This window comes from Blastococcus haudaquaticus (assembly GCF_900230285.1).
Classification (GTDB): domain Bacteria; phylum Actinomycetota; class Actinomycetes; order Mycobacteriales; family Geodermatophilaceae; genus Blastococcus_B; species Blastococcus_B haudaquaticus.
This window is the reverse complement of sequence record NZ_OCNK01000001.1, coordinates 151,327-166,974: the sequence shown is the minus strand read 5'-3', so window position 1 is coordinate 166,974 and position 15,648 is coordinate 151,327. Positions and strand designations below refer to the sequence as shown.

Annotated in this window: 12 protein-coding genes; 11 read left to right on the top strand and 1 reads right to left on the bottom strand. The window is 72.6% G+C overall.

Translation table 11 applies throughout. The features are described from left to right. The first annotated feature begins 102 nt into the window (after positions 1-102). Together glgP and CRP30_RS00820 are read left to right on the top strand one after the other, a co-directional pair. Positions 103-2,652 (top strand): alpha-glucan family phosphorylase, encoded by a 2,550-nt coding sequence (gene glgP, locus CRP30_RS00825; RefSeq protein WP_097182083.1) that lies wholly within the window; start codon positions 103-105, stop codon positions 2,650-2,652. 122 nt (positions 2,653-2,774) lie between these two features. Further along, entirely contained in the window at positions 2,775-3,737 is a 963-nt protein-coding gene (locus CRP30_RS00820; RefSeq protein WP_097182082.1) for an FHA domain-containing protein, read from the top strand. A gap of 69 nt (positions 3,738-3,806) precedes the next feature. Here the strand turns inward: CRP30_RS00820 and glgX are convergent, their stop codons facing one another. Further along, positions 3,807-5,963, bottom strand: a complete 2,157-nt coding sequence (gene glgX / locus CRP30_RS00815) for a glycogen debranching protein GlgX (protein WP_200814490.1) — start codon at positions 5,961-5,963, stop codon at positions 3,807-3,809. A 62-nt stretch (positions 5,964-6,025) separates the two neighbouring features. Here glgX and CRP30_RS00810 point away from each other — a divergent pair, with 62 nt between their 5' ends. The 9 genes from CRP30_RS00810 (at position 6,026) to CRP30_RS00770 (ending at position 15,541) form a co-directional block, all read left to right on the top strand. Next, a complete protein-coding gene (locus tag CRP30_RS00810; RefSeq protein ID WP_097182080.1) occupies positions 6,026-6,838 on the top strand; it encodes an ABC transporter ATP-binding protein in 813 nt (270 codons plus the stop codon). An 81-nt stretch (positions 6,839-6,919) separates the two neighbouring features. Continuing rightward, positions 6,920-7,699 (top strand): enoyl-CoA hydratase/isomerase family protein, encoded by a 780-nt coding sequence (locus CRP30_RS00805; protein ID WP_097182079.1) that lies wholly within the window; start codon positions 6,920-6,922, stop codon positions 7,697-7,699. A 150-nt stretch (positions 7,700-7,849) separates the two neighbouring features. Then, positions 7,850-8,992 (top strand): ABC transporter substrate-binding protein, encoded by a 1,143-nt coding sequence (locus CRP30_RS00800; RefSeq protein ID WP_097182078.1) that lies wholly within the window; start codon positions 7,850-7,852, stop codon positions 8,990-8,992. A gap of 71 nt (positions 8,993-9,063) precedes the next feature. After that, positions 9,064-9,912 (top strand): ABC transporter permease, encoded by an 849-nt coding sequence (locus CRP30_RS00795; protein WP_097182077.1) that lies wholly within the window; start codon positions 9,064-9,066, stop codon positions 9,910-9,912. Beyond that, positions 9,909-10,787 carry an ABC transporter permease gene (locus tag CRP30_RS00790; RefSeq protein WP_200814489.1) on the top strand — a complete coding sequence of 293 codons (879 nt, stop codon included), beginning with the start codon at positions 9,909-9,911 and terminating at the stop codon, positions 10,785-10,787. Before CRP30_RS00795 ends, CRP30_RS00790 begins: the two co-directional genes overlap by 4 nt. Beyond that, positions 10,784-11,878, top strand: coding sequence for an ABC transporter ATP-binding protein (locus CRP30_RS00785; RefSeq protein WP_097182076.1), 1,095 nt, complete (start codon positions 10,784-10,786; stop codon positions 11,876-11,878). The genes CRP30_RS00790 and CRP30_RS00785 overlap by 4 nt, the downstream gene beginning before the upstream one ends. 29 nt (positions 11,879-11,907) lie before the next feature. Further along, a complete protein-coding gene (gene cds1 / locus CRP30_RS00780) occupies positions 11,908-12,996 on the top strand; it encodes an L-cysteine desulfhydrase Cds1 (RefSeq protein ID WP_235003092.1) in 1,089 nt (362 codons plus the stop codon). Between the two features lie 152 nt (positions 12,997-13,148). Further along, entirely contained in the window at positions 13,149-14,531 is a 1,383-nt protein-coding gene (locus tag CRP30_RS00775; RefSeq protein ID WP_097182074.1) for a hemolysin family protein, read from the top strand. Further along, positions 14,528-15,541, top strand: a complete 1,014-nt coding sequence (locus CRP30_RS00770) for a hemolysin family protein (protein WP_097182073.1) — start codon at positions 14,528-14,530, stop codon at positions 15,539-15,541. The genes CRP30_RS00775 and CRP30_RS00770 overlap by 4 nt, the downstream gene beginning before the upstream one ends. Positions 15,542-15,648: the final 107 nt, after the last annotated feature.

Genomic DNA, 15,648 nt, shown 5'->3' with positions numbered 1-15,648 from the left:
CTCGCGTCCCACGGACCTCACCCGTCGGGGCGGTGACGCAGGTGCTCGGGATTGTTCTGCCGTTCCCCTGGCGGTACGCCGTCGGCTGGTTAGTCTCGGCCGGTGCGTGCTCTTCGTCGGTTCACCGTCCGTGCGGCGCTGCCCGAACCCCTGACGCCCCTGTCCCAGCTCGTGATGAATCTCCGGTGGTCCTGGCACCCGGAGACCCGCGACCTCTTCGAGACCCTGGACCCGGGGCTCTGGCAGAGCTGCGGCGGCGACCCGGTACGGGCGCTGGGGGAGGTGTCGGCCGAGCGGCTCGCTGCGCTCGCCAAGGACCGCCGCTTCGTCCGCCGGCTGCAGGACGCCGTCGACGACCTCGACGAGTACCTGTCGACGCCGCGCTGGTACCAGTCGCTGGGTGCCGAGGCGCCGAAGAGCATCGCCTACTTCTCCGCGGAGTTCGGTATCACCGAGGTGCTGCCGCAGTACTCCGGTGGCCTCGGCATCCTGGCGGGTGACCACCTCAAGGCCGCCTCCGACCTCGGCGTCCCGCTGATCGGCGTCGGGCTGCTCTACCGGGCCGGCTACTTCACGCAGGGCCTGTCGGCCGACGGCTGGCAGCTCGAGCACTACCCCTCGCTGGACCCGCACGGCCTGCCGGTGAAGCTGCTCCGCGAGCCCGACGGCTCTGCCGCCGTCATCACCGTGCCGCTGCCCGAGGGCCGGACCCTCTACGCCCACGTCTGGCGGGCCCAGGTGGGCCGGGTGACGCTGCTGCTGCTCGACAGCGACATCGAGGAGAACGCACCCGGCGAGCGGCTGGTCACCGACCGGCTGTACGGCGGCGACGAGGACCACCGCCTCCGGCAGGAGATGCTGCTGGGCATCGGTGGCGTGCGGGCCGTCCGCGCCTACTGCGGGCTGACCGGCACCCCTCTGCCCGAGGTGTTCCACGCCAACGAGGGCCACGCCGGCTTCCAGGGCATCGAGCGCATCCGCGAGCTCTCCGAGGCCCACGGGCTGTCCTTCCCGGAGGCGCTGCAGGCGGTGCGCGCCGGCACGGTGTTCACCACCCACACGCCGGTCCCGGCCGGTATCGACCGCTTCCCGAAGGCGCTGATCGAGCGCTACTTCGCCGGCTTCGGCGTGCCGATGCACGACCTGCTCGTCCTCGGCGCCGAGGAGGACCCGTCGAAGTTCAACATGGCCCACATGGGCCTGCGGCTGGGCCAGCGGGCCAACGGCGTGAGCCGGCTGCACGGGCACGTCAGCCGGGGGATGTTCTCCGACCTGTGGCCGGGCTTCGACGAGGGCGACGTGCCGATCGGCTCGATCACCAACGGTGTGCACGCGCCGACGTGGACCGCCCGCGAGCTGGTCGAGATGGGCACCCAGACCTCCAGCCAGGGTGACCCGGTGGACGTCGACGGGCCCGTCCACTTCGACGGCGTGGACAAGATCGCGGCCGCCGACCTGTGGAGCATCCGGCGGACGCTGCGCTCGCGGCTGGTCGACGAGGTCCGCCGGCGGATCCGCGAGACGGCCCTCTCCCGCGGCGCCACCGAGGGCGAGGTGGGCTGGACCGACACCGCGTTCGACCCCGACGTCCTGACGATCGGCTTCGCGCGCCGGGTGCCGTCCTACAAGCGGCTGACGCTGATGCTGCGCGACCCCGCCCGGCTCAAGGCACTGCTGCTGGACCCCGAGCGGCCGATCCAGCTGATCATCGCCGGCAAGAGCCACCCGGCGGACGACGGCGGCAAGAAGCTCATCCAGGAGATGGTCGACTTCGCCGACGACCCGGAGATCCGGCACCGCATCGCGTTCCTGCCCGGCTACGACATCGGGATGGCGCGCTACCTCTACTGGGGCTGCGACGTCTGGCTGAACAACCCGCTGCGCCCGCTCGAGGCGTGCGGCACGTCCGGCATGAAGGCCGCGCTCAACGGCGGGCTGAACCTGTCCATCCGGGACGGGTGGTGGGACGAGTGGTTCGACGGCCAGAACGGGTGGGCGATCCCGACCGCCGACGGCGTCAGCGACCCCGACCGGCGCGACGAGGTCGAGGCGCGGGCCATCTACGACCTGCTCGAGAACCAGGTCCAGCCGCGGTTCTACGAGCGGGACGCCAACGGCGTCCCGGCGCGCTGGGTGGAGATGGTCCGGCACACGCTCCGGGAGACCGGCCCCAAGGTGCTCGCCACCCGCATGGTGCGCGACTACGTGCAGGGGCTCTACGTCCCGGCCGCCGGCTCGGCGCGGGCCATGGCCGGGGACGGCTACACGCCCGCGCGGGAGGAGGCCGCCTGGCGGTCGCACCTGCTCGGGAACTGGCAGACGGTGCGGGTGGCGCACGTCGAGGCCACCGGCGCGGGGGACACCCCGGAGATCGGCACGACCCTGGCCCTGCGGGCCGAGGTCGAGCTGCCGGGCCTCACCCCGGGCGACGTCGAGGTGCAGGCGGCCTACGGCCGCGTGGACGACGCCGACGGTCTGCACGACGTGACGAGCGTCCCCATGGCCCACGAGCAGACCGACGGCTCGCGGCACTGGTTCACGGCCACCGTCCCACTGGAGCGGACGGGCGCTTTCGGTTACACGGTGCGTGTACTCCCGCACTCGGCGCGCATGGCAGACCCGGCGGAGCTCGGTGTGGTGAGCAGCGCATGAACGTTGTGCACCAGACACTCGAACCTCGTACGTCCCATCTACCTCGCAGAACGTGGTGACACCCCGGCGTGGCGGCATCGCCAGGCCGCGCGGATCCTGTGTCGATCACTAGGCTGGACGCCATGCCAGACCGCTGTGAAGTACTCCCTGGAGACTCCGTCGTCGCGCGTCGCGGCGGCGGACTGCTCTGGGTCGACGCCCCGGGCTCACCCGCCCTCGTCGCGGCCCTCCACGCCTGCCTGGGCGTGTCGGGTCCCGGGGCGGACCGGGTACTCGCCGCCGTCGCCGGCCAGGTGAGCTCGCTCGCCCACGGCTCCGCGTCCTTCGCCCTCGTGATCGCCGACACGACGGGTGGCACCGGCACCGGCGTCGCCCTCTGGTCGGGCAAGGGGCAGCCGGCCGTCGACGGGGTCCCCGTGTCCGGCTCTGCCGTGGAGGGCGGCACGCTCGCCTCCGGGTTCCAGCTCGGCCAGACCCTGTACGTCGGTCCCGGCCAGGCCGCACCGCAGATGCCGCCGGGTGTCGCCTTCGACCTCGTCGACGGCACCGTCCCGGGGTCCGGTGCGATGCTGCAGCTGGCCGCGCCCGCGCCGTCGTCCTCGTCGGCCGTGCCGCCGGCCACCGCGAGCCCCTCGTCCTTCACCGCCGGGTCCGACGCCGGCTTCGGTTCGGGGTCCAGCCGGATGTCGGCCGCTCCTGACTCCGGCGAGCAGACCGCGTTCTGGCGGCCGGACAAGGCGGCCGCCCCGGTGCTGCGCTTCGACGACGGCATGGTCGTGACCGTCGACGAGGACATCGTGCTGGGCCGTCGCCCCGACAACCACGAGATGGTCACCAACGGCGGCGCCCGCCCGGTGCCGATCGCCGACACCCAGAACGTGCTGTCGTCGGCGCACGCCGCACTGCAGCGCTCGGGCAGCGAGGTGGCCCTCGTCGACCTCGGCTCGCTCAACGGCACGCACGTCGCCGGTCCCGAGGCCACCGAGTGGACCCAGCTCGAGCCGGGCGTCGCCCACCCGCTCTCCGACGGCGACCGCCTGCTCCTCGGCTGGACCGTCATCACCTTCGAGCAGCCCACCGAGTAGCAGCACCCAGACGAAGTGCGCTGAGGCCCCGTTCCGAGCCCTGGAACGGGGCCTCAGTGCGCTCTGCCCTCATGGCCTCCGGACGACGCGGAGCACCCAGACGCAGCGGCCGGGGAGCTCCACCGGGCCGGGGGCGATGATCGTCGTCTCGGGCGGGGCGCCGGTCGCGTACTCCGTGGAGACGACGAGCTCGTAGCCGTCGGCCCAGGGCGCGTCCGGCAGCTGCACCGTCACCGGCTCGGGGCCGGCGTGCAGCTGCACCAGGTAGGAGTCGTCGACGACGGGCCGGCCGTGCTCGTCGCGGTGCCGGATGCCCCGGCCGTCCAGGTACATGCCGAGCGTCTGCAGGCCGGTGTCGAACCAGTCCTGCGTCGTCAGCTGACCGCCGTCCGGGGCGAACCACGCGAGGTCGCGGGTGCCGCCGGACCCCGGGATCTCGTGCCCCTCGAAGAAGGCCTCCTGCCGGAGCACCGGCGCCGACCGCCGCAGCCGGACCAGCCGTGTGACGAAGGCGCGCAGGTCCTCGTCGACGTCCTTCCAGTCGATCCAGGACAGCTCGTTGTCCTGGCAGTAGGCGTTGTTGTTGCCCTGCTGCGTGCGGCCCAGCTCGTCGCCTGCCGTCAGCATCGGCACGCCGGTGGAGAGCAGGAGGGTGGTCAGCAGGTTCCGGACCTGCCGGGCCCGCAGGCTCTCGATCTCCGGATCGGTGCTCGGGCCCTCGACGCCGCAGTTCCAGTTCCGGTTGTGGCTCTCGCCGTCCCGGTTGTCCTCGCCGTTGGCCTCGTTGCGCTTGTGCTCGTACGTGACCAGGTCGGCCATCGTGAACCCGTCGTGGGCGGTGATGAAGTTGATGCTCGCGAAGGGCCGCCGGCCGTCGGAGCGGTAGAGGTCCGAGGAACCGGTCAGCCGGTAGGCGAGGTCCCGGACGCCGACGTGCGCACCGGACCAGACGTCGCGGACGGTGTCGCGGTACTTGCCGTTCCACTCCGTCCACGGCGGCGGGAAGTTGCCCACCTGGTAGCCACCGGGACCGACGTCCCACGGCTCGGCGATGAGCTTCACGGTGCTGACGACGGGGTCCTGGTGGACGACGTCGAAGAAGGCCGACAGCCGGTCGACGTCGTGCATCGAGCGGGCGAGCGCCGAGGCGAGGTCGAACCGGAACCCGTCGACGTGCATCTCGGTGACCCAGTACCGCAGCGAGTCCATGAGCAGCCCGAGCACCGACGGGCGGCGGACGTCGAGGGTGTTCCCGCAGCCGGTGTAGTCGGTGTACCGCGCCCGGTTGGCGCCGTCGAGCCGGTAGTAGCCGGGGTTGTCGATGCCCTTGAAGGACAGCGTCGGGCCGGTGTGGTCGCCCTCGGCGGTGTGGTTGTAGACGACGTCGAGGATGACCTCGATGCCCGCCGCGTGCAGCTCCTTGACCATGGTCTTGAACTCGAGGACCTGGCCGCCGCCGCTGCCCGAGGAGCTGTAGGCGGCGTGCGGCGCGAAGTAGCCGAGGGTGTTGTAGCCCCAGTAGTTGGTCAGCCCGCGGCGGAGCAGGTGCGGCTCGCTGACGAAGTGGTGCACCGGGAGCAGCTCCACCGCCGTGACGCCGAGGGACTGCAGGTGCTGCACGAACGCCGGGTGGGCGAGGCCGGCGTAGGTGCCGCGCAGGTGCGGCGGCACGTCCGGGTGCGCCGCCGTCGCCCCCTTGACGTGCACCTCGTAGATGACGGTGTCCGACCACGGGGTGCGCAGCGGACGGTCGCCGTCCCACGGGAACGGGTCGTGGACGACGACGCCGCGGGGCACGTGCGGAGCCGAGTCCTGGTCGCACGGACCGCCGTCGCCACCCTCCCCGGTGTAGCCGAAGAGCGACGGGTGCAGCGACAGGTCGCCGTCGACGGCGCGGGTGTAGGGGTCCAGGAGCAGCTTGGCCGGGTTGTGCCGGAGGCCGGCGGCGGGGTCGTAGGGGCCGTGCACGCGGTAGCCGTAGCGCTGCCCCGGGCCGACGCCGGGCAGCCGGCCGTGCCACACCTGGTGGGTGGTCTCCTCGAGGCGGTGCCGGTGCTCGGTGCCGTCGGGGTCGAACAGGCAGAGGTCCACCGCGTGTGCGCCCGCGGACCAGAGCGCGAAGTTCGTGCCGGTCCCGTCCCAGAGCGCGCCGAGCGGCGCGGGGCTGCCGGGCAGCACCTCACGGCCGGGGTCGCTGCCTGGTCCGCTCCAGCTGTGTCCGGTCACGCAGCGATCGTGCCAAGTCCGGAGCCCCTGCACGCGCAGGGTCGACGTGCCGTGTTGGTTGGATGGGGGGCGTGTCGAGTGCAGCCGCTGACGAGGCGGTCGTCCGGATGACCGGGGTCGACGTCGTACGGGGGGACAACTTCCTCCTCCGTGGCGTCGACTGGACCGTCGAGGCCGACCACCGGTGGGTGATCCTCGGCCCGAACGGCGCCGGCAAGACCACCCTGCTGCAGCTGGCGTCGGCGCAGATGCATCCCACCCGTGGCGAGGTGCGGCTGCTCGGCGAGACCCTCGGCGCGGTGGACGTCTTCGAGCTGCGTCCCCGCATCGGCATCACGAGCGCGGCGCTCGCGCAGCGCATCCCGCCGTCGGAGACGACCGGCGACATCGTGGTGTCGGCGGGCTATGCCGTCGTGGGCCGCTGGCGCGAGCGGTACGACGTCCACGACCTCACCCGGGCCGGGATGCTCATGGAGCAGTGGGGTGTGGCCCAGTACGCGCACCGCCCGTTCGGCACGCTCAGCGAGGGGGAGCGCAAGCGCGCCCAGATCGCCCGGGCGCTCATGCCGGACCCGGAGCTGCTGCTGCTCGACGAGCCGGGCGCCGGCCTGGACCTGGGTGGTCGCGAGGACCTCGTCGCGCGGCTCTCGGATCTCGCGAAGTACCACTACGCGCCGGCCCAGGTGCTGGTCACCCACCACGTCGAGGAGATCCCGCCGGGGTACACCCACGCGCTGCTGCTGCGCGGGGGAGAGGTGGTCGCCGCCGGCGCCGCGGGCGACGTCCTCACCGCCGAGGCGCTGTCGGAGACGTTCGGGCTGTCGCTCTCGCTGACCCGCACCGACGGCCGCTTCGCCGCCCGCCGCGCACGGTGACGGGCTGGAACGGCGCCGCTGCGGGGGCCGCGCCGAGCGAGCGAGGTGCGGGGGGCAGCGGGGTCCTTCTATGGTGCGGCCATGCCTGAGTTCGTGAGCCTGCAGGTCGAGGACGGGGTCGGCACGATCCGCCTCGACCGGCCGAAGATGAACGCGATCAACGAGCAGCTGCACCAGGAGGTGCGGGCCGCCGCCATGGAGGCGTCCGAGCGCGCCGACGTGCGCGCCGTCGTCCTCTACGGCGGCGAGCGGGTGTTCGCCGCCGGCGCCGACATCAAGGCCATGGCACAGCTGGACGCGGGCAGCATGACCGCCTGGGGACGCGAGCTGCAGAACTCCTTCCGGACGGTCGCCCACATCCCCAAGCCCGTCATCGCCGCCATCACCGGCTACGCGCTCGGCGGCGGCTACGAGCTCGCCCTCTGCGCCGACTTCCGGGTGCTCGGCGCCGGCGCCAAGATCGGCCAGCCGGAGATCCAGCTCGGCATCATCCCGGGGGCCGGCGGCACGCAGCGGCTGGCCCGCCTGGTCGGCCCCGCCAAGGCCAAGGACCTCGTCTTCACCGGTCGCCACGTCGGTGCGGAAGAGGCCCTCGAGATCGGCCTCGCCGACGCCGTCGTCCCCGACGACGAGGTGTACTCCACCGCGGTGGCGATGGCGAAGAAGTTCGCCGCCGGCCCCCCGCTGGCGCTGGCCGCGGCCAAGCGGGCCATCGAGGAGGGCCTGGAGGGCACCCTCGACGAGGGCCTGGCGCTGGAGACGCGTCTGTTCGCCGAGTTGTTCGACACCGAGGACCAGCGGACGGGCATGAGCTCCTTCCTCGAGAGCGGTCCCGGCAAGGCGACCTTCACCGGCCGCTGACCCCGGCCGCGCTGACCTGCGCCGAGGGTTCACCCGACGTTCGCGAGCCGTAACCGCCCCGGAACCGCTCGGGTCCGTCACAATCTCGACGCCGGCCGTCCAGCGTCAACGGGGCACTGGGCGGGCGCGGCGCCACTACCTGGAGGACCTGTGCGAGGAACCACCCTGCGAGCCGCGGTCGTCGTCGTGTCGACCGGACTCGTGCTCACCGCCTGCGGCTCCGACGACGGCGGATCCTCGGGCGGCGGCGGCTCCGACGCAGCCACCGCGACCTCCGCCGAGGACTTCGGCGGCATGGACGCCCTCATCGAGGCCGCGCAGGAGGAGGGGACGCTCAACGTCATCGCGCTGCCCCCGGACTGGGCGAACTACGGCGAGATGCTCGACACCTTCAGCGAGAAGTACGACATCGAGATCAACAGCGCCACCCCCGACGGCTCCAGCCAGGACGAGCTCAACGCCGTCGAGAGCCAGAAGGGCCAGGACCGCGCCCCCGACGTCCTCGACCTCGGCACCGCCTTCGCCCGGCAGGCGCAGGCGCAGGACCTCCTCGCGCCGTACAAGGTCGAGACCTGGGACGAGATCCCGGAGAACCAGAAGGACCCGGACGGCCACTGGTTCAACGACTACGGCGGCTTCATCTCCATCGGCTGCAACGCGTCGGTGATCGCGCAGTGCCCGACCACCTTCGAGGACCTGCTCGACCCGCAGTACGCCGGCCAGGTCGCCCTCAACGGTGACCCGACGCAGGCCGCCGCGGCGTTCAGCGGCGTGTGGGCGGCCTCCCTGGCCAACGGCGGGGACCTCGACGACATCGGCCCGGGGATCGACTTCTTCAAGCAGATCAAGGACGCCGGGAACTTCAACCCGGTCGAGATCACCCCCGCCACCATCCAGAGCGGCGAGACCCCGATCTCCATCGACTGGGACTACCTCAACGCCTCGTTCACCGAGGACTTCGCCGCCGACGGCGTGGAGTGGCAGGTCGCCGTCCCGTCCGACGGCGTCTTCGGCAGCTACTACAGCCAGGCCATCAGCAAGTTCGCCCCGCACCCGGCGGCCGCCCGGCTCTGGCAGGAGTTCCTGTACAGCGACGAGGGCCAGAACATCTGGCTGAAGGGCGGATCCCGCCCGGTCCGGCTGCCGGCCATGGAGGAGGCGGGGACCGCGGACGCCGACGCGCTCGCGGCGCTGCCCCAGGTCGACGGTGAGGTCGAGTTCCCGACCGACGAGCAGCAGACCGCGGCCCAGGCGGTCGTCGCCGAGCGCTGGAACGCGGAGATCTCCGGCTGAGTACCGCAGCCCCGGATCGCACCCCGGACGCCGTCGCGCCGGTCTCCCGCAGGGGAGGCCGGCGCGGCCGCGTGCTCGTCGTCCTGGGCGCGCTCCCTTTCTTCCTCTACGTCGCGGTCTTCCTGCTGCTCCCGATCGGAGTCCTGGCGGTCGAGGCATTCCGCGCCACCGACCCGGTCACCTTCGAGGAGACCTGGTCGACCGCCTCCATCCAGGCGATCACCGAGGGTCCCTACCGGCGCGCCTACGTGGGCAGCCTCCAGCTGTCGGCGATCACCGCCGTGCTCGGCGCCGTGCTCGGCCTGGCGCTGGCCGTAGCCGTCCTCCGGGCGCGGCGGGGCCGGCTGCTCCGCCGCCTGGTGCTCACCGCCTCCGGTGTCCTCGCCAACTTCGGCGGGATCCCCCTGGCGTTCGCGTTCCTCGCCACCATCGGCAACGCCGGCGTGGTCACCGCGTTGCTGACCGACACGCTCGGGCTCGGGCTGGGCGGTTTCACCCTGTTCTCGATGACCGGACTAGCGCTGGTCTACCTGTACTTCCTGATCCCGCTGATGGTGCTCACCATCATCCCGGCGCTGGAGGCGCTGCGGCCCCAGTGGCGGGAGGCGTCGGACAACCTCGGGGCCACGGGGTGGCAGTACTGGCGGCACGTCGGCGGTCCGGTGCTCGCCCCACCGGTCATCGGCGCCACCATGCTGCTGTTCGCCTCGGCCTTCGCCGCCTATGCCACCGCCAAGGCGCTCGTGGGCAGCAGCGTCCCGCTGGTCACGCTGCAGATCGCGAACGCACTGTCCGGTGACGTCGTCGTCGGCTCGGAGAACCGCGGCAAGGCCCTCGCCCTGGGCATGGTCGTGCTCGTCGGCCTGGTGATGGTCTTCTACGCCTGGGTCCAGCGCCGCACGCAGCGGTGGCTGGCATGACGGCCCTCGCCGAAGGGGTGGCCGGCGCCGGCAGCGTCGCCCCGGAGACCCCGGTCCGGTCGGGACGACGGGGCTCTGGTGCGTGGCGCTACGCCGTCCTCGCCGTCCTCGGCCTGTACTTCCTGGTGCCGATCGCGGCGTCGGTGTGGTTCACCATCCGGGAGCGCGACGGCGTCTCGCTGGGGACCTATGCCGAGATCCCGGGCGCCGAGGGCTTCGCCGAGGCGTTCACGCGGTCCCTGGCCATCGCCGGCCTGACGGTGGCCATCGCCCTGCTGCTCATGGTCCCGACCGTCGTGCTGGTGAACCTCCGCCTGCCCCGGCTGCGGACGACGGTCGAGCTGCTCACGCTCATGCCGCTGGTCCTGCCGCCGATCGCCCTGGTCGTCGGCGTCCGCAGCGTGCTGGCCTGGGCGCCGGACTACTTCTTCGGGACGCCGCTCGCGGAGGCCTTCTTCGCCCTCCAGGAGCCGGCGCTGCCCTGGATCCTGGTCTTCGTCTACGTGATCCTCGCGCTGCCGTTCGTCTACCGAGCGCTCGACGCCGGTGTCCGTGGGGCGGACCTGCGCACCCTGACCGAGGCCGCCCGCAACCTCGGTGCCTCCTGGCCCCGGGTGCTGGTCTCGGTGGTGCTCCCCGCGTTGCGGACGTCGGTGCTCAACGCCTCGTTCCTCACCCTCGCCCTCGTCCTGGGGGAGTACACGATCGCCGCGATCCTGGGCTTCGAGACGTTCCCGACGTGGATCGTGCGGATCTCGGGCTCGCAGCCGCAGCTGTCGGTCGCCGTGTCGGTGCTGTCGCTCGTCGTGACCTGGGTGCTGCTGCTGATGATCTCCGCGCTGGACCGCCGGCGCGGCACGAAGGAGAGCTCATGACTGCCGTGTCCACCCGGCCCGCCGGACCGGCCGACCTCCGTGAACGCCCGGGGGTGCCCATCCGCCTGGAGGGGCTGACCCGCCGGTACGGCGCCGTGGTGGCGCTCGACGGGCTGGACCTCGACATCGCCGGCGGCGAGTTCCTGGCCCTGCTCGGGCCCTCGGGCTGCGGCAAGACCACGGCGCTGCGCGCCATCGCCGGCTTCGACTCACCCGATGCCGGGCGGGTACTCCTCGACGGCCGCGACATCACCGGCGTTCCGGCGAGCAAACGCGACATGGGCATGGTCTTCCAGGCCTACAGCCTCTTCCCGAACCTGACCGTGGCCGAGAACGTCGGCTTCGGCCTGCGGATCCGGCGGCGCCCGAAGGCGGAGCAGGCCGCACGCGCGGCCGAGCTCCTCGAGCTGGTGGGTCTGGCCGACCGCGCGGCGCGCTATCCCCATCAGCTCTCCGGCGGTCAGCAGCAGCGGGTGGCGCTCGCCCGTGCCCTGGCCGTCGCGCCGCAGGTGCTGCTGCTCGACGAGCCGTTGTCGGCGCTCGACGCCCAGGTGCGGGTGCAGCTCCGGGAGGAGATCCGCCGCATCCAGCTCGAACTCGGGATCACGACCGTCTTCGTCACCCACGACCAGGCCGAGGCCCTGTCGGTCGCCGACCGGGTCGGGGTCATGCGCGGCGGCCGGCTCGAGCAGGTGGCGAGCCCCGACGAGCTCTACGAGCGGCCGGCGACGGGCTTCGTCGCGGAGTTCGTCGGCACGATGAACCGGGTGCCGGCCGAGCTCTCCGGCGGGGAGGTGCACCTGCTCGGCGTCCGGCGCCCGGTCACCGGTGCGGCCCCCGCGTCGCGGGACGTCGTCGCGCTCGTGCGTCCGGAGGCGCTGGTCGTGACGGCGGATCCCGCGGGCGTGGCGCGGATCGTGACCCGCACGTTCTCCGGAGCCTCGACCCGGGTGCTCGTCGCGCTCCCCGACGGGGTGGAGGTCCGGGTCGACGTGGCCAGCGCCACCAGTGGCGACCTCACCCCGGGGGCGGCGGTGACCGTCACCCCCGCGGAGCGCCCCGTCCTGGTGGTCCCGCAGGAGCCGCAGTGACGTCCTCGGGGGCTCCCACCGCCTCGGACGTGGACCGCTCCGATCCCGGTGGCCGTGCCTGGGTCGACCGCGCGGTGGCGATCGTGGAGGCCGACGCCCGCCGCAGCGCCGACACCCACCTGCTCGTCTACCCGCTGCCGCCCGAGTGGGGCGTCGAGCTGTACCTCAAGGACGAGTCCACCCACCCGACCGGCAGCCTCAAGCACCGGCTGGCCCGGTCGCTGTTCCTCTACGGCCTGTGCTCCGGGCAGATCTCCGAGGGCACCACCGTCGTGGAGTCCTCCAGCGGGTCGACGGCGGTCAGCGAGGCCTACTTCGCCCGGATGCTCGGACTCCCGTTCGTCGCGGTGATGCCGGCCTCGACCAGCCCGGAGAAGGTCGAGCTGATCGAGTTCCACGGCGGCCGCTGCCACTTCGTCGACCGTCCGTCGGACATCTACGAGGAGGCCCGCCGCCTCGCGGCCGAGTGCGGCGGCCACTACCTCGACCAGTTCACCAACGCCGAGCGGGCGACCGACTGGCGGGGCAACAACAACATCGCCGAGTCGATCTTCAGCCAGCTCGCGCTGGAGAACCACCCGGTGCCGGAGTGGGTCGTGGTCGGTGCGGGGACCGGTGGCACGAGCGCCACGATCGGCCGCTACCTGCGCTACCGCCGGTTGCCCACCCGGCTCGCCGTCGTCGACCCGGAGGGCTCGTCGTTCTTCCCCGGCTGGCGTGACCGGGACCTGACGACGGCGACCGGGCTGTCCTCGCGGATCGAGGGGATCGGCCGACCGCGGGTGGAGCCGTCGTTCGTGCCGACGATCGTCGACCGGATGGTCTGCGTCCCCGACGCGGCGTCGCTGGCGGCGATGCGGGAGCTGGAGCGGGCCACCGGACGGCGGGCCGGCGGCTCGACCGGCACCAACCTGTGGGGCGCGTTCCAGCTGGTCGCCGAGATGGTGGCGGCCGGACGCAGCGGCAGCGTCGTCACGCTGCTGTGCGACGGGGGAGAGCGGTACGCGCACACGTACTACTCCGACGAGTGGGTGGCCCAGCAGCGCCTGGACCTCGCGCCGCACACGGCCACCCTGGCGCACTTCGCCGCGACGGGGGAGTGGGCCCACCCCGCCTGATCCCGGCGCGGGCGGAACGACGCAACCCGGTCGGGCGTTGACCCGTCGCGGAGGCGTTGCCCGCCCCCGCCGGTTCCGACGAAGAGAGACATGAGTACCAGTCACATACGCATGGCCGTGCCCCCCGGATCCGTCGAGGGGGTGCGCGGCCGGTGACCGAAGTGCTCACGCTCCTGACCGGTGTGCTCGTGGTCTCGGGCATCACCGTCGTGACGGGCTACTTCGTGGCCCAGGAGTTCGCCTTCATGGCGGTGGACCGGTCGGAGCTCAGCGCCCGGGCGGAGGAAGGCGACGCCGCCGCCGAGCGGGCGCTGTCCGTGACCCGCCGCACCTCCTTCATGTTGTCGGGCGCCCAGCTCGGCATCACCGTCACCGGGCTGCTCGTCGGTTACGTCGCCGAGCCGCTGATCGGTGACTCCCTGGGCACGCTCCTCGGGGGCATCGGCATCCCCACCGCGATCTCGGTCGTGGTCGGCGCTGTGCTGGCCCTGCTGTTCTCCACCGTCGTCCAGATGCTCTTCGGCGAGCTGTTCCCCAAGAACCTCGCCATCGCCCGGCCGCAGCCCGTCGCCCGGTGGATGGCGCGGTCCACGGTCGTCTACCTGGCGCTGTTCGGTTGGCTGATCCGCGTCTTCGACGCGGCGTCGAACCTGCTGCTCAAGGCGCTGCGGATCGAGCCGGTGCACGACGTGGAGCAGGCCGCGACGGCGCGCGACCTCGAGCACATCGTCGAGGACTCCCGGGAGAGCGGGGATCTGCCGGCGGACCTGTCGATGATGCTCGACCGCATCCTGGACTTCCCGAACCGGGACGTCGGGCACGCGATGATCCCGCGGCCGCGGGTGGACACCGTGGCCGACACCGACACCCTCGGCGACCTGCGCGCGCTCATGGCGCAGGGGCACTCGCGGTACCCGGTGCTGGCGACCGACACCTACGACGTCGTCGGCGTCGTGCACCTGGTCGACCTGCTGACGACGCCGGCGCCGGACAGCGCGGCGGTCACGACGATCGCCCGTCCGCCGCTCGCCGTCTCCACCTTCAGCCCGCTGCCGGACACCCTGCGCCGGCTGACGGAGACCGACAATCAGCTCGCCTGCGTCATCGACGAGTACGGAGGCTTCGCCGGCGTCATCACCGTCGAGGACCTCGCCGAGGAGCTCGTAGGCGAGATCACCGACGAGCATGACACCGAGCACCCCGAGTTCGTCCCGGTCGCGGGGGACGGTGTCTGGGAGATGCCGGGCGACGTGCACGTCGACGAGGTCGAGCGCGCCCTGGGCGCCGACCTGCCCCGGGGCGACTTCGAGACGATCGCCGGCCTGGTCATCGCCGTCCACGGGGCGCTGCCGGAGGAGGGCACCCGGCTGGAGGTCGAGCTGCCGCCGGACCTCGCCGACCTCGTCGCCGAGGGCGAACCCGGCCCCCGGTACCTGCGGATCGAGGTGCTCGCCGTCGACCGCCACGTCCCGTCGCGGGTGCGCCTGGAGCTGCCCGACCGCAGTGGCGCCACGTCCCAGAAGACCGACCGATGAGCGACAGCCCGTGGGTCGTGCTGCCCGCGACGGTGGTCATCGTCGCGCTCAGCGCGTTCTTCGTCGCGGTGGAGTTCGCCGCACTCGCGGCCAAACGTCACCGGCTGGAGGACGCGGCCGCCAGCAGCCGCTCCGCCCGGGCCGCCCTGCGCAGCTCCTCGGAGCTGACCCTGCTGCTCGCCGGTTCGCAGCTGGGCATCACCGCCGCCACCCTCGCGCTGGGCGCGATCAGCAAGCCCGCCGTGCACCACTGGCTGACCCCGCAGTTCGAGGCATGGGGGCTCCCGCTCGTCGCTGCCGACGTCGTCGGCTTCGTCCTGGCGCTGATCGTGGTCACCTTCGTGCACCTGGTGGTCGGGGAGATGGCCCCCAAGTCGTGGGCGATCGCCCATCCGGAGCGCTCCGCGACCCTGCTCGCGCTGCCCATGCGTGCGTTCCTGACCGTCTTCCGTCCGCTGCTGCGGGTCCTCAACGCCGCGGCCAACGTCCTGGTCCGCCGGGTCGGGGTGGAGCCGGCCAACGAGGTCGCCGCCGGGCACAGCCCCGCCGCGCTGCGACACCTGGTGGAGCACTCGGTCAACGTCGGTGCCCTCGACGCCCGGTTCTCGGCACAGCTCAACAGCGCCCTCGAGCTGGAGCGGCTCACGGTCCGCGACCTCGTCCGGACGGGCGCCCCGCTGGTGGCGGTGCCAGCGGGCGCGACGGCCGGAGAGGTGCGCGAACGGACCCGGTCCACCGGGCACCTGCGGATCCTGATCGACGACGGCGGACGCATCAGCGGCGTCGTGCACGTCCGGGACACCCTCGCGGCAACGGAGGACGCACCGGCCGCGCGATTCGCTCGGCCGGTCTTCGGCCTCGACGCCGGCACCACCGTGCACGCGGCGCTGACCGCCATGCGGGAGACCCGTAACCACCTGGCGCTGGTCACCGACGCATCAGGCGTCGTCGGGGTGGTGACCCTGGCCGACGTCCTGCGCCGGCTTTTCCCGGAGAGGGCGGAGGCGTGACCGTCGTCACCCGCCCCTCGTACCGCCGCCGCGTTACCAGCCAGTAACCTCGATGATCGGAGCCAGGCGGGCCCGCGTGCCCGCGTCCTGAACGCGTCCTGAGGAAG

Excerpts from the sequence above, each read along its gene's own strand:
- CRP30_RS00785 (WP_097182076.1), top strand. The coding sequence starts at position 10,784 with ATGACTGCCGTGTCCACCCGGCCCGCCGGACCGGCCGACCTCCGTGAA.
- CRP30_RS00820 (WP_097182082.1), top strand. The coding sequence starts at position 2,775 with ATGCCAGACCGCTGTGAAGTACTCCCTGGAGACTCCGTCGTCGCGCGT.
- CRP30_RS00810 (WP_097182080.1), top strand. The coding sequence starts at position 6,026 with ATGGGGGGCGTGTCGAGTGCAGCCGCTGACGAGGCGGTCGTCCGGATG.
- CRP30_RS00805 (WP_097182079.1), top strand. The coding sequence starts at position 6,920 with ATGCCTGAGTTCGTGAGCCTGCAGGTCGAGGACGGGGTCGGCACGATC.
- CRP30_RS00770 (WP_097182073.1), top strand. The coding sequence starts at position 14,528 with ATGAGCGACAGCCCGTGGGTCGTGCTGCCCGCGACGGTGGTCATCGTC.
- CRP30_RS00790 (WP_200814489.1), top strand. The coding sequence starts at position 9,909 with ATGACGGCCCTCGCCGAAGGGGTGGCCGGCGCCGGCAGCGTCGCCCCG.